Source organism: Mangrovivirga halotolerans (genome assembly GCF_026241165.1).
Taxonomy (GTDB): Bacteria; Bacteroidota; Bacteroidia; order Cytophagales; family Cyclobacteriaceae; genus Mangrovivirga; species Mangrovivirga halotolerans.
In genome coordinates this window covers 626,808-647,704 of sequence record NZ_JAPFQN010000006.1, presented here as the reverse complement: position 1 = coordinate 647,704, position 20,897 = coordinate 626,808, and the positions used below count along the sequence as shown (strand labels likewise).

The window sequence follows — 20,897 nt, the reverse complement described above, 5'->3', positions numbered from 1 at the left end:
AAGGAATGACAGAGGACTAATGCGCGAGATAGGTCTTGATTCCTTGCGCGTAACATAGTTCACCTCTGTCTTCCTTTAGAATAAATTATTAAGATTTATCTTTATTGTAAAGTAAAGGCGCGTAGCGAAGCAATACGCGTGACTACAATAACAGCTCCACATTTAAAAGCCCCTTTCTATAACCAAAATAATCTCTTGCTGAACTGTACCAGTAATTTTCAGCCTCATCTACTATTTCTGCATCTACCGGATTATTATGGATATAATCAAGTCTTTGCTCAATCATTATATTATTATCCAATTCTATCGGATGGTTTCCATCCATCCATATCTTATTTGAAGTTATCCTTTTCAATTTACTCCCTGCACGTTTAAAAGCTCTTAACAACCACTCACTTCTACTTTCATTAATTCTGGCTATTTCCGATATGATCCACTTATTACTAAGTTTTTTAAAATCTCGCATTATAGCAGATAAGCTTTCACCCTCTTTATTCACGCTTATTATCATATGGATATGGCTTGGCATGATACAATAGGCATGAATATTTAATCCTCTTTTTCTCTGATAATAATTTAATGTATCCAATAAAATATGCTTATACTCTTTCCTGGTAAATAAATCAATCCAAAAAACCACAGTACATGTAACAAAATATATCCCTTCCGGATTATTAAATTTATACTTTTCAGACATCAGTTTTGATTATGCAATAGTTGATACTGGAAAAATATATCAGATAGAGACTATATCAAAATAAATAATGGAATTGAGATGGAAAATGTACGGCACGCGTTATGCTGAAAAAGCAACGCGCGCCAGGGGGGTAATGCAAAAAAAGAAATGCATCCTGATAAAGACCGATTATAACAACCATAATTTTTTATTTATCCTTTATAGTTTTACTTTAGAATTTTCATTACAAAGTATTATCAATTATCAGTCAACTATGAAAAGATTTTTATTGATCATATGTTTTTTAACCTTCTCAATTTCCTGTTTCGGGCAGCATCAGTTATCTGAGTCTTATCCCGACACAATAAATAAAAAACGCCTGATCAAAACTATTGGAGTTGAAACCGGTACCTATCTCGCCGGGCTTTCTTTCCTTCAGTTTATTTGGTATAAAGATCATGAACGGGTGCCCTTCCACTATTATGATGATTCTAAAGGATACTTGCAAATGGACAAGGCCGGACATGCCTTTGGAGCTTATCGATATAGCTATTCTGCATATTATGCCTTGAGAATGGCTGGAGTAAATAAGAAAAAAGCCCTGATCTACGGTGGACCGGTAGGACTGGTATTTCAAACTCCGATCGAAGTATTTGATGGTATGTATGAGGGATGGGGATTTTCATGGTACGACATGATCGCAAATACTGCCGGAGCAGCAATTTTCACTGCTCAGGAAGCCCTGTTTGACGAACAGATCGTCCTGATGAAATTTTCCTATTCACCGAGTATCTATCCCGACTACCATCCTACTCTGGGTGAAACTCATCTCCAGAGGTTCTTCATGGATTATAACGGTCATACCTACTGGTTGTCCGGCAACATTAAAAAGTTAACCGGAATCAAAAAAGTACCCGACTGGTTAAATATTGCTTTTGGGTATAGTGCGAATGGAATGATCTATGAGTTTGATAACCCGACTTATTACCAGGGAGAGCCATTTCCTGATTTTGTAAGACACAGACAATTTTTGATCTCCCTTGATGTAGATTTTTCAAGGATCAGAACTAACAAAAAATGGGTTCGTGGTTTGCTAACTGCTTTAAACCTTATAAAAGTCCCTTTCCCTGCACTGGAGTTTAATAAAGTAGATGGAGTGAAATTTAACCCGGTGTATTTTTAACTACGGCTCTCTTATCCTAAAAATCTTAATGTCAGATAATTTTTTCTTAACCCTGCCTGTTTTGCGCAAGTAGGTTATTTTGTGATTAAACCAAATAATCAGATCACTATTGAATCAACTTTTTTAACCAATAAAAAAGCATTTTCAACAATGCATATAAAATTATAAATCCTAATTGTACCGATGTAAACAACAGTAAATCGTCAATTAAATGATAATTTTCTAGTGAGAGTATATAATATAAGAATATACAAAGAACAGCAATATAAAGAACTGAAATAGATCTAATAACCCCCGCTGTTTGGAGTGTTCTGCAGGACAACTTCAAACTTCTTTATGAAATGCAGAGCCTGTGACTCGGTCATCCTACAACAAAATAACATCAACTAATCTTTGCCTCTGAATATCTATCCATTGGCGAACGTTGCGAATCTAATTGCCGTAAGAAGATAACACAAAAAAAGCCTCCAGAAATAATCTGAAGGCTTTCGTTTTATGTTTTCTTTTATCTAGTTAATCCTTGAATCTTGAAAATCTTGATTCTGACTAGGTTGGTCCAAGTTCAAACTTGAACCAGTGCTTGATCTACCTGTTTGCACACGCATATTCTTAGACCAGTAAAGGGTTTTCAATCTTTAGACTTCCGTGGCAAATTAACTAGAAACCAATTAGAGTTGATCCCCCAATACCTTACACCATCTTGGATTAAAGTATCTCCATAATTTAGTTCAATTAAATTACATTGATTATAATATAAATACCAATCGTAATTGTCAAATACAATTTCATATCCGATTTCATTTTTACATTTTTCATGACGGCTGACATAATTTAACTCTCTTACACCAATTTTATGAATTGCCTCTTTTACTTCCTTTGGGAGCAAAATATTTGAATGATATTTACTAATTGACGTGTCTTGATTCAAAGTTTTAACTAACTGATCGAAGTTCTCTTTCTCATTTTTAAAATTATTTAACAATATTTCATTATGAGGCTTATCTTGCCTATTACAGGATAGCTGAATTATAGTAATAAACAATACTAATATTAAAACTTTATATTTCATTTCATTATTTCTTAGAACTACAAAATATATTTGATATATACCAAATACCAATAGGAGACATTATTATCATCAATACTATTTCTTTTCTGCTAAACTCAATATCTGATAATGACTTTACCTCCTTCTCTAAAAGTAAAGTGATTTTAATTATGGCTATAAGATTGAATAAAAAAAGTAATCCTGCTGATAATAATTTTAAATCAATTAATGTATAAATAAATGTAAACAGGCATAACACAATTTATAATACCACCCTCGGGAAAGGTTTTTTATTCCGTCTAGCTATATTATAATAAATGTAACCATAGAAAAGAACTGTGGGAAACAGGGTTACTACAAGTAATTGATACTTATTCCCTATAATTAATGAGGAAACAAAAATCAAATTGTATACTATAGAAATTAATATCGAACGATCTTCTTTATACGATTTAATTAGTTTATTGATTGTCTGCTTCATTTATGTCATTTTGAAAACCTACCTGATGTTCTAAGTTGGAAACTAAACGCGTGACGAAGATAACACAAAAAATGCCTCCAGAAATAACCTGAAGGCTTACGGTTTATGTTTTAATAATCTTGTTAATCCTTGAATCAATCTAATCCTGATTCAGACACTTTCCCCTATGCCCGGGATACAATCCCTGCTTTTCATTAAAAGTTTGAAGTTGTCCTGCGGAACACTCCAAACAGCATGGGTGTAAACCTATTTCAGGACAAGATTTTTAATAATTAGTCATACCACTTACCTTATGCACGTGAAGGCTATCGGAAGCATCAATATACAAATAATAAAGAGTTCCATATTGTGATAGTCCTGCCAATAAATACCATGTTTCCCTTTCAAATTCCCCTATTGTTTCAAATGTTGAGTTTAAACTTGGATCTATATTAGAAGGCCTTGTCCAAACAAACCCATTGTCTCTGTTAAAGTATACTTTGCGATGGGCATAATCTACTCCATTGTATTTAACATTAGCAACATATGAATAACTTGTATCCGTAGTCAATGCGTGGTAGAGTTCTATACTAGAATAGTTTTTTGGGTTGATCGTTTTACTACTATCTTTTGGCTTCATCTTATAAATTTCAAAAGAGTTATCCATTTGAGTCCAATTTGGATTAATTACAAAATCTTTTGTAATTGTTACCTCTTTGTGATCATAGCAACCTATTGACAAAAGTAAAAGTAGAATAATTCTTATGCTGACTCTCATAAATCCTGTTCTGGTTAATTTTATTGCATTCAATAGCACATAAGCTCAAATATTTTACCCTCGCTCCATCCTTTAAACCCAAAATTACTGACGATTCTATTGAAGGTCAGACAGGCAAGTACCAGCATTTTAAATTCAGGGAATAAAAATCCTAAAAGCAGACAATTGCAAATAAATAGCCCCTGCTAAGCAGTTAAAACAACTTTATTTGTCATGATCAAAAAAAACAAGGTTATAAAAAAATAAAAGCCAATTAAAAAAAAGTTAGCGTAATGAACATACTGACGGAAATTTGTTGAATCATTTTTTCTAAAGACTGGAAATGGAAAGAAACACTTTATAATTTTATTAGAAGGATTTAATATAAACTCAATAAAATCTTGGTTGTCATCCCTCAAGATAAAATATTTGAAATAAAAATAAGATTTAAGGTGTAAAGACGTAATGGCCAGTGACATTAGTATTATTAATATAGTTTCCTTATCCATTATTATTTTCTATACTTGCAATTAGTACTTCTCCTTTATTGTACCTGACATTAATTTATCTCAATATTTCATTTAGAAATATACCCACCCTATATGCGCAAGCTGAGAAACTAATATCTTATTAAGATAAAATCAAAAGTGTCTTCCGAAAAATACTGAAAATTTAATGACTGTTTTTCTAAATCAATACTCATATTTAATTATAACCTCAATTGAAAATAATAAATATTTTAACCTTCCTCTTCAAAGTGCTGGTAACTCTTTTTATTATAAAAACTTAGTGCAAGGGAATCATCCTTGATTACATATATTGTATCTGTTTTAGCATTTTTAAAAATGTGTACTGAAACACCTCCACATTCCTTTTTTATTGAATCTCCAGAATTTATCAACCTATAAGCTAAAACAAGATTGAAATTATAATTATCTCTGAATATTAGAGTGTCATTTCCTCTTTTCAAAATATACTCGTGTAATCCTCTGCTATTTGGAATGCTATTTTTCGAGATAACAATACCATCAAAAGAAGATGAAATGAATTTTTCCTTATTTACTTTCGATATCAATCTGCGATTTTCAAAATTATCCTCTGATATTTCTGGAATAAGATTATAAACAAAAAAACCTATTACTAATACAACCACAATAAAAGTAATATTACCTTTAATTTTCATTAACATAATATGAAAATGGATTTAACAGAAAGTAAAATTTAAATGTACCTAGCTATTTATTTACTCATAAATTTTTCTCAGTTGCATTCTCTCTCTGGTGTGCGGAGCGAAGCAATGCGCGTGAATATAATAACAGCTCAATAGTTGATGCTGGAAAAATAAATCAGATAGAGATTATATCAAAATAAATAATGGAATTAAGGTACTGAGTTTACGGCACAAGTTATGCTGGAAAAGCAACGCACGACAGTGGGAGCTATTTAATTACTAAAATGTTTTCCTGACGAAAATAATTGTATACCTCATCTTTTGAGGAAAGATTTTTTGTAGTATCACCATACGAATTCAAAACAATAATATTATTAAAAGGTATTTCGCTTTTATTTAGGTCATTTACTCCATTAAATAAAGTGATTTTACTTTTTGGTTTCAATATAAAAAATTGATTATCTCTAGTAGTTATATTTTTATTCAACTCAAGAATAATATCGCTGTTAGAGTCTACAGTTAAGTAATAATCATTGTTAGAATTGTTTTGTATATAATACCCATTGTAGGCATCGCAGGAACTTATGATTACAATGACAAAAATTAAAACTACCCTGTTGGTTTTATTATTGAATTTAGTCTTCATAACCTAATAGGTTTTACTTTTTTGATTTTGCATTTCAGTATGTTAGTTGTCGTTATATAGCTCCCCTAGTTTCTTGCGTCTTCTTAAGGTAGTTTACAATCGGGCTCTTCTTGAAAATTGAAGATTTGCTTTTATCTTAAGCCTCAAGGTTCTCTAGGCAGTTACCCCTCTGTCGCATGTTCTGAAGATAAAGGCACGCCGAAGCTGAGCTTATCTGTGAAGACCATTGTTTGACTTACCACGTTTACACACACTAATTCTTAGTTCAGAGTGGATTAATATTGAATTTCACCAAAAAACACTTGAAACCTGGGTGAATCATACTCCCTATATGATTGTTTTTCCTCATTATAAATACGATAATAATAATAAATAACATTTAATTGCTTGTCCATTGGATAATTGATATCCCTAATGATATGGTTTTTCCCCACTGCATTAGGAAAATATAATTCTATATTATGTTCCCCTTTTGTGAGAGGAAAATTATAACTATTATGGGAATGATCAATACTATCATTATCAACAATTGTCCTCAAAACAACCTTATTATCTATTTTTACGATAACCTTTAAGCTATCAACACTATAACTGGAATTTTTAATTGTTAGAGTAAATTCTGAATCAGTCTGACATTGCGCAAAAGCTAATAGCAAAATTATAAAGAGACCATGTTTCATTTACTTAATTGTTTTTCGGGCTTCTCTCCATTTGCACTTTAAAATTACCTGGCTGCAGAAAAAAACGTATTAAACCGCTTACTAATACCCATGTATAAAAAGCAAATTGTACAAACCAATCAAAATTATATTTTATAAAAAAACATTGAATTAAAATAGTAATAAAAACTAATGACCAAACCTTTACTGTGGCGTTTACATTTAAAATTTTATAGTATATAATTATTTCTATTAGATACAATGTAAATATTATCCCATAGAAAAAGTACTCACTTATTATTGTGTCTCTCAATGAAAAGTAGCTCATAATTCCATGGAAAACTACAGTTACAAAAACATATGACATTAGTAGTGTTAGAATTAAAACTATTGTAATAAAAAATGATTTAATGAATTTAGATAAATGAGATAAATCTAATTTTCTAATAAAAATTAAACTAATTAGAAATGAATAAGAAATATATGTAAATATGTAAGTGCCTTCAAATATTTTACTTTCTAAAACTATTGTTAGATAAAGTAAAATCGAGTTTAATATTATTGATATTAAAATAAAATTTAATGCCTGCGATTTAATTAGGTTTATACTTTTCATAATATTAATGAATAATCCACCATAACAAGATATACGTTTACCCAATATTGGTTTTTAATACATTATATAATCCTGACTTTCTTCAATTCCAATTAGTATTTGTTTTGGCTTTAAAACGGTATCATAACCGTGATCTTTACCATATAAGTTTTTATAAAACTCTCTTCCCTCCTGACCTAATAATTTATATCGATATAATATGGTCACATATTTTTCCTTAGGAAAGTCTATTGTTTTAATTTCCATTAGATCGTCTGTTACAACCTTAATTTCATGATCACCATTATCTAGTTTAAATACATATGAGTCAAAACTGTTCGAAACTATGGAAAAATGACTTGTTTCTTCTATATACAGACTATCATCTATAAATACTTTGATTGGAATCTCTTTTTGATCATAACTTTCATTTGACAAGTAGATATATAAGTTTTTATCTGTCTCACAACCTGATAAACTAATGATAACCACAACAGGCAGAATAGTGAAAATAAATGCGAAGCGAAGATAAATTAAAATTTGCTCGTGAAATGATTTGAAAGACTTCATTGTTTATTGTTTCTAAATTATCTGTTGATATCCTGTAATTGAAAAATTTAAGGTCGTAATGCAATTAAGTCCTATCATTTAAGTTAAACGGGGTTTCGAAGATCTTATAATTTGACAAGGTTAAGATAAAAATCATAAAAGCATATTAGTATGATTATAAAAGAAGATAAAGCGCCGATCAATATACTATTAGAAATGGTAATCATCGGAATGTAAATGAGGACAATAATTAAAACTGATACTATAATTTTCTTCTTTAAAATCCTTTTAAAAAAACTCTTGTGAAAGATAATCCTGAATATAAAATCAATAATAAAGAATGGCCCAACTATATTCCTTACAATCAATAAATGAAGGCCGGATCTTTCAGAATCACCCCAGGGAAAAAAATCTAATAATGATGAATAACTAATAAAAGTAATCCAACTTAAAAAAGCTATTAATAACCATTCTCCAAAAACAATCAGTTTGATTTTTAAATTCTTTTGCATTTAATCTCCTCTTGCTCTTTTCCATTTAGCTAACTACCAATTTTGAGAAATATAGGTTTGCTTAATTAGTAATTACTCCATTTTGAAGCATTTGAACTGCCCGTTTTCTTCCATCCATAATCTACCACATTTTAAACATTTCCATATTTCAGAGGTAGGCCTATCTACAAAAATGAGATCTTCAAGAATAGCCTTATCGGAAAAACTTAAAGCCTTTTCATATCCATTATATTGTTTTAGAATCCAGTCTCTTTTCTCTTTTACCTTCAGCTCACTAAATTCCATAAAATATTTAATTACTTTATCTGTAAAAATGTCAAATTCATTTGGGTCATACCATTCTAATAATTTAGTGGTGGGACTATCATCAGTTAAAGTATTTAAGCATTTGCATTCTATAATTATCATTTTTAATCAAGTTATTTTTTTTTGTATTTCAGCCCTTAAAATATTTTAAAGGATCAATGCACTTTTAGCGATCCTCTCCTCCCGGCAGATTGGAGTGTTTCAATATTACAACTTCAAAAAATAAATGTTTTTTCACTGACAATCAGTGGTAATACGAAAATCAGAATTATCTAAAGTTAGATTAATTAATAAGGGAGAAAATATAGGTATTACAATATCTTCTTCATCCTTTGGCTTTTGGATTAATACATATGATTCTTTTCCATTTAAATATACTTTGTCCCCTATTGATAAATGGTTAGATGGTAGGATTATCTCAGCTTTATCATTATTAATACGTATATATAATACCTCATATTCTTTGTAAGAATCAAAACAGTTTACATTTGACTTTTCTATCGAAATCCCCACAATATCATACCTTCCTTGTTTCTGGATATATTTAGTTTCACCTACCAGTATTAAGTCAAATTCTTTATTAAAATTTTCATTGTGAATATGTTGTATAATTCCAAAACTAAGGCCGAGGGTAATGAATAGAATAAATATTAAAAATATCAGTACTTTCTTCATATTAAATTGTTGTTATCGTATCCTAACTATAATTAACATAATTGGAGATACCTTCACCAGCAGTCCTTGTGTAGCTAATCACGCGACGAAGGATTAAAATACGCTTCTAGAAATGATCTTAAACCATTAGCATTATTTATTGGGTTCATAATTCAATTGATATCCTATCATCTTATCAACCTTATTAATCCTAGTTCAGACAATTTAAAAGTTCGAAGTTACGCTATCGCTTAATTCCAAACAGCGTGGTAAACCCATTTAAGAATAAGACAATTAATAGTTAATTTAATTCCTCTCTAATAAATCTTTATATCTTATTTTAAGATCGGAGTTATATAATTTTAGATAAATAGCCGATATGGTTTCCCAGTAATGATGTTTTATATGGGGATCATCTTTTTCAATATCAGCAAAAGTTAAAACAAATAATCCCTCCAAAGATTTTTGTAAATTCCTATCATCAGTATTACAGGAAATCTTTTTCAAATAATCATAAAAAGTCATTTTAGGAATGTCGATCCCTTCAAAATCATTAGTTGCTAAAATAATAAGGATGTTTTTATAGTAAAACTCCTCATATTCGTAAAATCCATCAAAAATAATATTGATTACATCATCGTACTTCGGGCAGTCATTGAAACTGTTTAAAATTTGGTTTTGGTTCTCGAAACCTAGGACATATGCTGTATTGTTGTTTTTACTTAACCCTTCAAATGAATAACCAACCTTTAATGGTTTGTCGAGTTGGTAAATATCATTAATTAACTTAACTATTCTGTCATTTAATAATTTCTGCAAATTAGGATTTGTAAAGTGGTAAAAATTTTTAGTTGTATCTTCATAAGACTCTATTTCTAAATTAAAGGTGTCATTTTTAACATACGAGTAGAACTTAAGATCATAATTTATCTCATTTTTTATATCATTTAGAACACTGTCTATTTTAATATTTGTTCTGTTTCTTTCTATTTCATCATGAGAAAATTGACACCCAATAATTAAAAGAGTGATTACAAATAAGCTGAGTACTTTTATCATTAACTTCATTTCTTGACAATCATTTTTATTAACCTCCCCTATTTGGAGTATTTCCAAGGACAACTTCAAACTTACTTATGAAATGCAGAGTCTGTGACTCGGTCATTCTATAACAAAGGAACATCATTTAATCTTTGCCTCTGACTACATATCCATTGGCGAAAGTTGCGAAGCTATTTGCCGTACGAAGATATAAAAATAGCCTCCAGAAATAATCTGAAGGCTTTAATTATTTTATAAAACTAATTAATCAACTGATATCCTATCATCCTCTTATCCTATTCATCTTAGTTCAGACTATATTTGGTCCAATTTCTATGCCCTGTAGAGGGCGCCAGATGGTTTATTTTATTTCTTGCTTTAAATCTATTTTACTATTTAATGGATTTACCTTCGAATAATATACAACAAATTTTCGCCCTAAACATTCCTTAGATTTTTCACAACCCATAAATGCGGAAAATACACTTGTGGATTTCTTATATGATTTCCCATCTACCATGTATTGATACTTTAAATAGGGTGAATCCGTTCCAACAATATAGTAATCAATAATTTCACCTTCAGTGGTAGCAAAATTTTCTTCAATATCCTGCTTTGATCTATAGTCATTAATTAATTCGCTTGAAATAAAAAACAACATTATTGCAATAAAAATGAAACTTATAATTCTTTTAATTTGTTTCCGCATTCTTTGTTAATGATTTTATTTCCTCTCCCCGCTGTTTGGAGTGTTCCTTAGAACAACTTCAAACTTTTTTATGAAATGCAGAGTCTGTGACTCGGTCATCCTACAACAAAATAACATCCATTAATCTTTACCTCTGACTACATATCCATTGGCGAAAGTTGCGAATCTAATTGCCGTACGAAGATATAAAAATAGCCTCCAGAAATAAAAGAAAGCCTCTCGTTCTTTAAACTATTATCCTATCATCTTTTAATCCTACCCATCTTAGTACTGACGATGAATGTCAGCATTTTCAATTCAGACGATTTTTCCTTTCATAGTGACACCAAACAGTCTAAAATCTTCTTGAAAAACCAAAAAACTAAATAACAAACCCACATAAAACTATTTAATTCATCAAATTTCCTTACTTTCTGAAATTTGATTTTTATTAACATTTACCCGGTAAACGTTACGCCAACTATAGGGTTAAAATTACCAGGAAGGCTGTTTCCGGATATTGGGTACCCTTCTAAGAAATAAGATTAAAGACTGATAATAGGTCTTTTTTTTATTAAAAAATAAATATTCCGGCCGTTACAATAATTCAATATTCCTGTTGTTATTAGTTAATTATAGTACTCATTTAATATTTAGTTATTTAGAGTTTTTAGGTATTCTCAATATACTTTTTTAGATAAATCTGATTAAAAATCAGCTAAAACATTGATAATTAAGGATAAATAGTCCTATTTTGCAGATGAGGAAAAATGTGTGGATTTTTTAATTATTTCCAGAAATGAAACTTTACAGGCTAACAGGAATTATCATTACAGGGCTAATCGCGGTTGCCGCTTGGTTCTACTTTCACAATGAAAAAGAAACGATTACTACCGTTTCAAATGCTGAGACTCAAATAGATTCAGCTGAAATTTATGTTGAACCAGAAATGTTCTACGGATACTATGTTGATAGTATCGATGTCGTAGAGGGCATTGTTGAATCCAATCAAAATCTGAGTGAAATCCTCAGTCAGTTCAAGATCAACATGCAAACGATCCATGAGCTGGCAAACAAATCAAAAGAAATTTTTGATGTCCGCAAGATCAGGGCAAACAAAAAATATACAGTGATAATGCCTAAAGACACTGCTCAAAGCGCACTGGCATTTATCTATGAACCAAACCCGATTGAATATATCGTCTATTCTTTCAACGATTCTGTTGACATCAATAAAATTGAAAGAGAAATAGAAGTTGTTCAAAGAGAAATCTCCGGAGTAATAGAAAACTCTCTTTATATCAGTATGACCGACCAGGGTGCTTCACCTGCATTGGTTGATAAACTCGCCGATGTTTTTGGATGGCAGGTAGATTTCTGGAGAATACAAAAGGGAGATTACTACCGTGTTATTTATGAAGAAAATCAGGTAGACGGTGAGGTTGTCGGATTTAACCGTGTAGTTGCTGCCGAATTAAACCACTTCGGAAGTGATTACCATGCAGTGAATTTTGATCAGGGTGACGGCGAAGACTATTTTGACCTGGAAGGAAACAGCTTAAGAAAAGCATTTTTAAGAGCTCCTGTAGAATTTTCAAGAATTACGAGCCGATACACAGGAAGAAGATTCCATCCTGTGCAGAAAAGATGGAAAGCACATCTTGGAACAGATTACGCTGCCCCTCATGGTTCTCCGATCAGATCAACAGGTGATGGTATTATTGTCGCAGCAACTTATTCAAAATACAATGGTAATTACGTTAAAGTAAAACACAACGGAACTTATACTACTCAATACCTTCACATGTCGAAGATCAAATCAGGAATTCGTCCCGGAGTAAGAGTAAGACAGGGTGATGTTATTGGTTACATTGGAAGCACCGGATTAGCTACGGGCCCTCATGTATGCTATAGATTCTGGAAAAACGGCAGACAAGTTGATCCAATGGCACAAGATCTACCTCCTTCAGAACCAATCAAAGAAGAAAGTCTTGAGGCTTTCAATAAAACAAAGAATGAATATATTCGTTTGTTAAAGGCGATCAAAGTAAATGGTCGTTCTGAAGATAATCTTGTCGCTCAAGTTGAATCAGAAAATAAAAAACTATAATATACAATAAGGCTTGCCAATGGGGATAAAACGTATTTTTTGCAGTATTGCAGTTTTTTTTCTCTTAGCCAATTTCAATACTTATTCTCAAAAGGTAGGGATAGTTCTTAGTGGTGGCGGAGCTAAGGGCATTGCCCATGCAGGTGTGATCAGCGCTCTTGAAGAAGAAAACATCCCGATCGATTATGTGGTCGGGACTTCCATGGGCGGAATCATCGGATCAATGTACGCCTCAGGATTTACTGCAGAGGATATCAAGGAGCAAGTACTTTCCCAAAGATTTCAAGATTGGGTAGATGGCAAAATTCCACCCGAGTATTATTACTATCTAAATCATAAAGATGATCCATTAAGTTTTATTCATCTGGATCTTACTTTTGACAGTCTGTACAACGCCTATTTTAAAACGGTGATCGCTACCGACCGGTCATTGAATTTTGCAATAACCGAACAACTTGCACAACCAGCCCATACTGCCGGTTATAATTTTGATAGTCTTTTTGTTCCCTACAGGTGCATCACTTCAGAAATTTTTACCGCTAAACAAAAAATCATGAGCCAGGGAAGCCTGGCCGCTGCAGTACGAGCTACGATGAGTGTGCCTTTCTTTTTCCCTCCGGTTAAGATTGATAATCAATATCTTTTTGATGGTGGGATCTATAACAACTTTCCTCTTGATGTAATGAGGGAAGAGTTTAATCCAGCATATATTATTGGTGTCAATGTTTCTGATACCAGGAAAGAAGAGTATCCATACGACCAGGACGATGAACAGATGAATGATGCGATCCTGGATTTGTTTATGGATATGTATATTCAGACTCCTGCAGATTCTGACCTTCTATATATCGCTCCAAACCTGCTGAATTATAATGCAGCTAGTTTCAGTCAGGCCAGCGCCATATATGATTCAGGTTATGTTGCCGCTAAAAGAGCTATTCCAAAAATAAAAGAAGTAATTAGAAGAAGGTCCGATCCGGAAGCACTGGCCAAAAGAAGAAAAAATTTTATAACCGAATATGATCCTTTAATCTTCGATAAAATTGATATTAATGGATATACAAAAAGCCAGGAGAGTTTTATCAGAAAAATTTTCGTAAAGAAGAGAGACACATTTAGTATAAATGACGTTAAGCGAGGCTATTATTATCTTGCTTCAGAAAAATACTTCAGAAATATCTTTCCGGATATATACAAATCAAAAAAAGATGATTATTACACATTTGCTATATCTGGTGATAATTCAAATTTGCTTGATATTGGTGTAGGAGGTACAATCGCTTCTAAAAATATAAATCAGTTTGTCCTGGATTTTAATTACTACTATCTGAATAAACTATTTTATAACCATGGAATAAAATTTCATGTCGGCCAGTTTTACAGATCATTTGATTATAAATCTGAAATAACGATCCCCGGAAAACATATTTTTACAATTTCGCCATATTTATCGGTTGACAAATGGAATTACCTCTCCCCTGTTGAATTAATATTTGATGAATCGGGGAGCGAAATTATCCCGTTGACCAATAATAACTTATCCACAGGGTTAAAATTTATTACTCCGGTAAAAACCAATAATTTACTTGAGTTTGATGTAGGATATTTTAAATCAAAATTTAATTATTCCAATCAAAATTTTCTGTCGACAATCGACACCCTGGACTATCTTAAGTTGGAAGGGTTAAAACTGAAATTGAAATTTGAAAAGAGCACATTAAATCATCCACAATATGGTTTTAGTGGCACCTACCTTGGTTTGAGCACCTCTTTTTACAGAGGAATATTAAATTATTCGTCGGGAAATACTGCAGAACAAAAATTACCACAATACCGTTCGGTTAAAAACTGGTTTGGTATAAATCTTCAATATGAAAAATACTTTGGTAATGGAAAATTGATCCCAGGCATTAAACTGGAATCTAATTTTTCCAGTCATTTTTATTATCTCACAGACAGGTCAACTTATTTATTATCCAGGTCAAGCAACCCATTGCCGGATTCCAGAATATATTATATAGAAGAGTTGCGTTCTCCATTTTTCGCAACAGCTGGTGGAATCTTAAATTATAAAATTAAAAACGATCTTTTTCTAAGGGCCGAATCACATTTGTTTTTTCCATTTGCCACTTTAGATAAGGTAAAAAAAACATGGAAATATAAAACTGATACTGAAGACCTGGTTCTTTCAGCAGGTTTATCAGCTGTTTATCACACAAGATTTGGTCCTTTAAGTGTTTTGGGCACTTGGTATAATATTGACCGGTTAAATTTCGGGGCGATGGTTCATTTTGGATTTATTTTATTCAACAAAAGTCCGATTGAACCGTAATAATTTAAAAAAATAGATTTTTTTTTCTACCTTAAATCTATGGTTAAAAAGCCCATGAATTTTTTTATTAAAGCTGGAATTATCTGCTTAGTGTTTCTGACATCATTTCAAGGCTTTTCACAGTCGGAGGCGAAATCAACGCTCATTCGGTTTGAAGGGTTGGTGCTGGATTACAATACCCGGGAACCGATAAGTTGTAAAGTTTTTTATGAAAAATTGCCATACGCCGATGATATGGGGCTTTTTTCAGCCGGAGACAATGGTTATTTTAGTTTTAGCCTGCTGGAAAGCAATACTTATCGGATAAAAATTAGTTCAGATACATATTTTCCTAGTATCTTTGAAGTTAAGATTGACGAGGGAGGTAAGGCTTTAAGAAAGGACACTTTTTATCTGAAAAGCAGTAAAAAGGGAGAATTGCTGAGAATGGAAAAGCTCTTATTTCAAAGAGGAAGAGCGAATATTTTACCAGAGTCTTATCCCGAATTACAAGTTTTACTGCAAATGATGAATAGTTATCCGGAAATGATCATTCAATTAGAGGGTCATACGGATACAAGAGGTGTAGCTTCAAAGAACCTGGAATTATCGAGAAAGAGAGTTGAAGCTGTTAAATCTTATCTTGTTGACAACGGAATTAAGAAAAACCGAATTAAAACTAAAGCTTTTGGCGGTACAAATCCTATTTCAACGGAAGATACCGAAGAAGCACACCAATTAAACCGCAGAGTTGAGGTGAGAATACTAGAAAACAATTAAATTATTGTAATATTTGATTACTGTTTAAGACAAAATTAATATTTTAGCAATAGATAATTCTTTATATTGAATTAATACAACCGCAAAAACCGATCGATAATGTTTAAATTTTTTGCTACTACTATAATATTTATCGGTACCTTTTTTATGGTCTCGGCACAACAGGAAGTGCTATGGGCCAGTGAGGTTATCGATGTCTCGTCTGAATTGACTCCACAACAATATGGTGCAAAACAGGCTCTTGGAAAACCTGATGTATTCCCGAATCCGGCAGAAAGTCCAAACGCATGGACTCCTTCCCGACCTGATAAAAATGAATACATCCATGTGGGATTTGAAAAAGCAATGCCAATCAGGCAGATTATGATCGCTGAATCATTCAATCCCACAGCTGTGGAAGAGATATATGTATACGATACAGAAGGTAAGGAGTATCTCGTCAATAGACTCAATCCGCAAGCGATGGATATTACAGGTCGTCCTCTGAATATATTTTTCGAACCTACAACGTATGATGTAGCATCTATAAAAATCACTTTTTCAGGCAAAGCGGTTCCTGGCTACTTTAGTATAGACGCAATAGGTATTTCAAATTCTGAAGTTCCTATTACTATCGAAGTAAATGTATCTGAGGAAATTAACCCTAATGTCGTTCCGATAAGATTAAGTGAAAATGTAAACTCAGAATATCCTGAATTCAGACCTCTATTATCACCTGATGGAAAAACACTTTTCTTTTCAAGAAGAAATCATCCAGAAAATATAGGTGGTATTGAAGATATGGAAGATATCTGGTATTCGGAATGGGATGAATCTCAACAGGATTGGGCTGTGGCAAAAAACATGGGTCCCAAGCTAAATAATAAAGGTCCAAACTTTATCAGTTCAATTACTCCTGATGGTAATTCGGTTATTTTAATTCTTGGTAACGAATACAGAGGTAACAATAATAACAAAATGAAAGCTGGTGTCTCGATTTCAAGAAAAGTTGGTGATGGCTGGTCAGACCCAGAGCCACTTGAGATAGAGAATAATTATAATACTAGTGAGAGTGCCAACTTCTATATGGCCAATAACAGACGTACATTAATAATGTCTGTGGAAAGAAATGACTCAAGAGGCAGAAGAGACTTATATGTATCTTTTAAAAGAGATGATGATACATGGACTGAGCCTCTTAACCTTGGTGATGATATCAATACCGCCAGTATGGAATCTTCACCATTCCTGGCTCCTGATGATAAAACTCTTTATTTCTCATCTGCCGGTTATTCCGGATATGGAGGAAATGATATTTATGTTTCAAGAAGACTTGATTCTACCTGGACAAAATGGTCTGAACCTGAAAACCTTGGGCCAGGAATTAACGGAGAACTTGATGACGAATTCTTCATTATTCCTCCTACAGGTGATTTTGCCTACTATTCTAAAGGTATAACTGAAGAAAATCTTGATGTTTTTAAAATATCTCTTCCAGAGTTTTACCGCCCAGATCCAGTTACTCTTGTAGCGGGTAGAGTATTAGATAAGGAGACAGAAGAACCTGTAGAAGCTCGTATTATATATCAGCGCCTGTCTGATGGTAAGGTTATAGGAGAAACATTGTCTGATCCGGGCTCAGGTGAATATGAAATTATGCTTCCTTCAGGTGAAGAATATGGATTTCTTGCAGAAGCTGATGATTACTTAGCAATGAGTGAAAACCTAAACTTATCTGAACAGGAAACTTATGATGAGGTTGAACGAGATCTTTATCTAACTCCGATCAAGAAAGGTGCTGTTATTACTCTTAATAACATCTTCTTCGACTTCGATAAATCAACCCTTAAGCCTCAGTCAAAACCTGAACTTGACAGACTAGTTAAATTCATGAATGATAATGATGATGTAAAAGTACAGGTCTCAGGCCACACAGACAGTATTGGTACTGAACAATACAATATTGGGCTGAGTCGTCGTAGAGCTCAAGCGGTTGTCGATTATCTAACCGATAATGGAATTGGTAAAGACCGCATTGTTGTTGAGGCATACGGAGAGTCAAGACCAATCGAAGATAATTCTACCCCTGAGGGCAGAGCCAAAAACAGAAGAGTTGAATTCGAGATCATTGACGCTGATGAATAAATGATCACGATTTTAAAAGTGAATAGCTAACAATCGAAATAAAAAACTCCCTTCTTTCTGAGGGGAGTTTTTATTTTATATTAACCATACCCTGAAATTATTTCCTTAACATAAGGAGACGTCACATTTTAAAGCCTCTATTTATCATCACAGGGATTATTAATTTTGGTTAAACATAACGGTCGTAGCTAAACAATAATAAAGCTGGTAAGAGAAGTTGTATTTGAGATAGGTTGATATTGAATCCAATAGAAATTCACCTTATCAATGCTGGATAAGTCATAATAAAAAAAGTAGCTGGTTATGTTTTATTAGAAATAATCAGATTGTATTACTGACGATTTGTTAAATATGCCTGGAAATTAACTTTTTGAGATATACAGATCTTGCAGAAGGATAAATACTTAACGCTTCATTGATTGTTCTCACTGCTGAAACATAATCCCTTTCCAAGTAAAGCTTAGCAGCTTTATTGTGAAGTGAAATTGCAGCTAATTCTTTAATTGTGATTTTATTTATCACCTCATTAGTCAAGGCATCCGTTTCATCGGCAACTAAAATCCCTAAAGAATTAGTGGTATTCAATTTGATATCCTTATCAATCTCCAAAAAACCATTAAGTGGTGACGTGGATTCAATTAAATATTTTTTACCGTTTGCTTCTATAACGAGAAATACATGTGAAGGAGTCTCAAAAATCTCAGTCTTCAATCCTAAAGATTGGTAAACATAGGCATACAAAGCTGTACCCGTTACACAATCATATTCACCATTTGATAATGTACTGGTGATTTCAGAGTATTTTTTATACTCCTTTAAAACCTTTCTATGTATTTTAAAGAAAACCTTCTCAAGAGATTTTTTTTCAAAATTTTTAAATGAGGAACGGTTTTCGAGTTGATCAATGAGAGAGGCTACTTTCTTATTTTCTTTTAATGCATTATTAAATTGATCAACATAATCCTGCGCAGCTATGGGAAGAGATAGCAGGCATAATACCAGGGTTGATATAATAAGCCGGTTAACCAATTCTTAACATTAGATCTATTTGTTAACATTAAATTAACATTAAATTAATGATTAAACAATTAGATCATGGTGAGAAGTAAGGATCTGGATGATTTTAAAACTTTTAGTAGAGTTTTTCGCGTTTAACAAATTGATAACATATATTTAGAAAAACCCCTTTTCTTATGAGTACTACTGCCGAGGAAACAAAAGCTGGATTTGAAAAAGAGATCTCTACGATATTTGAAGATCAATTGGCTGTTAGCCGTCAACTGAGGAAATCAACAGTAAAAGACCGAATAAGAAAATTAAAAAAACTTGAAAAGCAAATCCTTCATTTTCAGGAAGAAATTAAACAAGCTTTATATCGTGACTTCCAGAAGCCGGCAGAAGAAACTGAAATCAGTGAAACGTGGGTAGTTTTGGCTGAGATAAGGCATACATGCAAAAACCTGAAAAAATGGCTACGACCTCAAAAAGTAGATACTCCACTGCCATTACTAGGATCTACATCTGAAGTGATTTTTGAACCTAAGGGCAGGACGTTAATAATTTCCCCCTGGAATTATCCTTTTAATCTTGCTTTAGGACCATTAGTCAGTGCTGTGGCAGCAGGAAACACCTGTATTATCAAACCCAGTGAATTTACACCATCTACCAATGTAGTTATTAAGGAAATAATTTCAAGAGTATTTGATAAAGCTGAAGTGGCAGTTATTGAGGGTGAAGTTCCGGAGACCCAATATTTACTTTCTTTACCCTTTGATCATATCTTTTTTACCGGTAGCCCGGCTGTCGGAAAAATTGTGATGGAAGCTGCAGCAAAAAATTTAACTGGAGTAACCCTGGAGCTTGGAGGTAAATCACCTACAATTATTCATAAGGATGCAAAAATAAAGGATTCGGCAGAGAAGATCGTCTTTGGTAAATTCTTAAATGCCGGGCAAACCTGTGTTGCCCCCGATTATCTTCTTGTGCATAAGGATATAAAAAATGAATTAATAGAAGCACTTAAAAGAACAATTAAGGAGAAATTTCATTCCGACGACCCTGAAACCACTCCTTATTGTAATATTATCAACCAAAAAAATGGTGAACGTATTAAAGATATCTTTCAGGATGCTGTAGATAAAGGAGCGAAAGTTATTTCAGGAGGTAACTTTAGTAACAATGACATTACTATTAGTCCTACATTACTAGATTCGGTATCGGAAGATATGAGAATAATGGGAGAAGAGATCTTTGGCCCGTTATTACCTATTATAGAATATGATGATCTTAAAAATGCAGCTGAAATTATCAACAGCAAGCCTAAACCTCTTGCGTTATATTATTTTGGCAATACTTCAAAAGATCAAAAGTTCATTATTCAAAGTTGTCAAAGTGGAACCACAGCGATAAATGATTGCGTTATTCAATTTACTAATACAGAAATTCCTTTTGGAGGTATCGGAAACAGCGGGTTTGGAAATGGACATGGATACTGGGGTGTCAGGGCTTTTTCACATGAAAGACCAATCTTAAAGCAAAACACGATCTTTCCTTCATCGTCTTTACTGCATCCCCCATACAATTCTTTTAAAAGGTTTGTAAGCAAAATGCTGGTGAAATATTTCTAA

The 20,897-nt window shown here is 32.6% G+C and carries 18 protein-coding genes; 6 read left to right on the top strand and 12 right to left on the bottom strand.

The annotated features are described in order from the left end of the window. Positions 1–142: 142 nt before the first annotated feature. The gene (locus OO013_RS13720; protein ID WP_266057470.1) at positions 143–697 is read right to left on the bottom strand and encodes an REP-associated tyrosine transposase; all 555 of its coding nucleotides are present in this window, start codon (positions 695–697) and stop codon (positions 143–145) included. Between the two features lie 253 nt (positions 698–950). Between OO013_RS13720 and OO013_RS13715 the strand changes: the two genes are divergently transcribed. Continuing rightward, a complete protein-coding gene (locus OO013_RS13715; RefSeq protein ID WP_266057469.1) occupies positions 951–1,859 on the top strand; it encodes a DUF2279 domain-containing protein in 909 nt (302 codons plus the stop codon). Positions 1,860–2,487: 628 nt separating this feature from the next. On the opposite strand, the gene OO013_RS13710 is transcribed toward OO013_RS13715, so the two are convergent. From OO013_RS13710 to OO013_RS13665, 10 genes are all read right to left on the bottom strand, one after another. Then, complete coding sequence (locus OO013_RS13710; protein ID WP_266057468.1) at positions 2,488–2,928, bottom strand: hypothetical protein; 441 nt, start codon at positions 2,926–2,928, stop codon at positions 2,488–2,490. Positions 2,929–3,653: 725 nt separating this feature from the next. Then, on the bottom strand, positions 3,654–4,145 hold the full coding sequence (locus tag OO013_RS13705) for a hypothetical protein (protein ID WP_266057467.1): 492 nt from the start codon (positions 4,143–4,145) through the stop codon (positions 3,654–3,656). Between the two features lie 718 nt (positions 4,146–4,863). Then, on the bottom strand, positions 4,864–5,313 hold the full coding sequence (locus OO013_RS13700; protein WP_266057465.1) for a hypothetical protein: 450 nt from the start codon (positions 5,311–5,313) through the stop codon (positions 4,864–4,866). A 250-nt stretch (positions 5,314–5,563) separates the two neighbouring features. Beyond that, entirely contained in the window at positions 5,564–5,941 is a 378-nt protein-coding gene (locus OO013_RS13695) for a hypothetical protein (protein WP_266057464.1), read from the bottom strand. A 275-nt stretch (positions 5,942–6,216) separates the two neighbouring features. Then, the gene (locus tag OO013_RS13690; RefSeq protein ID WP_266057463.1) at positions 6,217–6,621 is read right to left on the bottom strand and encodes a hypothetical protein; all 405 of its coding nucleotides are present in this window, start codon (positions 6,619–6,621) and stop codon (positions 6,217–6,219) included. Between the two features lie 649 nt (positions 6,622–7,270). Then, positions 7,271–7,765 (bottom strand): hypothetical protein, encoded by a 495-nt coding sequence (locus tag OO013_RS13685; protein WP_266057462.1) that lies wholly within the window; start codon positions 7,763–7,765, stop codon positions 7,271–7,273. 563 nt (positions 7,766–8,328) lie between these two features. Continuing rightward, on the bottom strand, positions 8,329–8,664 hold the full coding sequence (locus tag OO013_RS13680; protein ID WP_266057461.1) for a DUF8617 domain-containing protein: 336 nt from the start codon (positions 8,662–8,664) through the stop codon (positions 8,329–8,331). Between the two features lie 132 nt (positions 8,665–8,796). Continuing rightward, positions 8,797–9,237 (bottom strand): hypothetical protein, encoded by a 441-nt coding sequence (locus tag OO013_RS13675; protein WP_266057460.1) that lies wholly within the window; start codon positions 9,235–9,237, stop codon positions 8,797–8,799. A gap of 285 nt (positions 9,238–9,522) precedes the next feature. After that, the gene (locus OO013_RS13670; protein ID WP_266057458.1) at positions 9,523–10,275 is read right to left on the bottom strand and encodes a hypothetical protein; all 753 of its coding nucleotides are present in this window, start codon (positions 10,273–10,275) and stop codon (positions 9,523–9,525) included. Between the two features lie 343 nt (positions 10,276–10,618). Next, complete coding sequence (locus OO013_RS13665) at positions 10,619–10,966, bottom strand: hypothetical protein (RefSeq protein WP_266057457.1); 348 nt, start codon at positions 10,964–10,966, stop codon at positions 10,619–10,621. Positions 10,967–11,744: 778 nt separating this feature from the next. Between OO013_RS13665 and OO013_RS13660 the strand changes: the two genes are divergently transcribed. The 4 genes from OO013_RS13660 (at position 11,745) to OO013_RS13645 (ending at position 18,270) form a co-directional block, all read left to right on the top strand. After that, a complete protein-coding gene (locus OO013_RS13660; protein WP_266057456.1) occupies positions 11,745–13,055 on the top strand; it encodes a peptidoglycan DD-metalloendopeptidase family protein in 1,311 nt (436 codons plus the stop codon). Positions 13,056–13,074: 19 nt separating this feature from the next. Then, positions 13,075–15,387 (top strand): patatin-like phospholipase family protein, encoded by a 2,313-nt coding sequence (locus OO013_RS13655; protein ID WP_266057455.1) that lies wholly within the window; start codon positions 13,075–13,077, stop codon positions 15,385–15,387. Positions 15,388–15,441: 54 nt separating this feature from the next. Continuing rightward, on the top strand, positions 15,442–16,146 hold the full coding sequence (locus OO013_RS13650; protein ID WP_266057453.1) for an OmpA family protein: 705 nt from the start codon (positions 15,442–15,444) through the stop codon (positions 16,144–16,146). Positions 16,147–16,245: 99 nt separating this feature from the next. Then, positions 16,246–18,270, top strand: a complete 2,025-nt coding sequence (locus OO013_RS13645) for an OmpA family protein (RefSeq protein WP_266057452.1) — start codon at positions 16,246–16,248, stop codon at positions 18,268–18,270. Between the two features lie 345 nt (positions 18,271–18,615). Here OO013_RS13645 and OO013_RS13640 read toward each other — a convergent pair whose 3' ends face one another. Next, positions 18,616–19,299 carry a hypothetical protein gene (locus OO013_RS13640; RefSeq protein ID WP_266057451.1) on the bottom strand — a complete coding sequence of 228 codons (684 nt, stop codon included), beginning with the start codon at positions 19,297–19,299 and terminating at the stop codon, positions 18,616–18,618. 164 nt (positions 19,300–19,463) lie between these two features. On the opposite strand from OO013_RS13640, the gene OO013_RS13635 reads away from it, so the two are divergent. Next, entirely contained in the window at positions 19,464–20,897 is a 1,434-nt protein-coding gene (locus tag OO013_RS13635; RefSeq protein ID WP_266057450.1) for an aldehyde dehydrogenase family protein, read from the top strand.

Bases quoted from the DNA above. Each gene is read 5' to 3' on its own strand.
- OO013_RS13635 (WP_266057450.1), top strand. From the start codon at position 19,464: ATGAGTACTACTGCCGAGGAAACAAAAGCTGGATTTGAAAAAGAGATC.
- OO013_RS13665 (WP_266057457.1), bottom strand. From the start codon at position 10,966: ATGCGGAAACAAATTAAAAGAATTATAAGTTTCATTTTTATTGCAATA.
- OO013_RS13715 (WP_266057469.1), top strand. From the start codon at position 951: ATGAAAAGATTTTTATTGATCATATGTTTTTTAACCTTCTCAATTTCC.
- OO013_RS13670 (WP_266057458.1), bottom strand. From the start codon at position 10,275: ATGATAAAAGTACTCAGCTTATTTGTAATCACTCTTTTAATTATTGGG.
- OO013_RS13705 (WP_266057467.1), bottom strand. From the start codon at position 4,145: ATGAGAGTCAGCATAAGAATTATTCTACTTTTACTTTTGTCAATAGGT.
- OO013_RS13660 (WP_266057456.1), top strand. From the start codon at position 11,745: ATGAAACTTTACAGGCTAACAGGAATTATCATTACAGGGCTAATCGCG.
- OO013_RS13700 (WP_266057465.1), bottom strand. From the start codon at position 5,313: ATGTTAATGAAAATTAAAGGTAATATTACTTTTATTGTGGTTGTATTA.
- OO013_RS13650 (WP_266057453.1), top strand. From the start codon at position 15,442: ATGAATTTTTTTATTAAAGCTGGAATTATCTGCTTAGTGTTTCTGACA.
- OO013_RS13695 (WP_266057464.1), bottom strand. From the start codon at position 5,941: ATGAAGACTAAATTCAATAATAAAACCAACAGGGTAGTTTTAATTTTT.
- OO013_RS13655 (WP_266057455.1), top strand. From the start codon at position 13,075: ATGGGGATAAAACGTATTTTTTGCAGTATTGCAGTTTTTTTTCTCTTA.
- OO013_RS13685 (WP_266057462.1), bottom strand. From the start codon at position 7,765: ATGAAGTCTTTCAAATCATTTCACGAGCAAATTTTAATTTATCTTCGC.
- OO013_RS13645 (WP_266057452.1), top strand. From the start codon at position 16,246: ATGTTTAAATTTTTTGCTACTACTATAATATTTATCGGTACCTTTTTT.
- OO013_RS13675 (WP_266057460.1), bottom strand. From the start codon at position 9,237: ATGAAGAAAGTACTGATATTTTTAATATTTATTCTATTCATTACCCTC.
- OO013_RS13680 (WP_266057461.1), bottom strand. From the start codon at position 8,664: ATGATAATTATAGAATGCAAATGCTTAAATACTTTAACTGATGATAGT.
- OO013_RS13690 (WP_266057463.1), bottom strand. From the start codon at position 6,621: ATGAAACATGGTCTCTTTATAATTTTGCTATTAGCTTTTGCGCAATGT.
- OO013_RS13720 (WP_266057470.1), bottom strand. From the start codon at position 697: ATGTCTGAAAAGTATAAATTTAATAATCCGGAAGGGATATATTTTGTT.
- OO013_RS13710 (WP_266057468.1), bottom strand. From the start codon at position 2,928: ATGAAATATAAAGTTTTAATATTAGTATTGTTTATTACTATAATTCAG.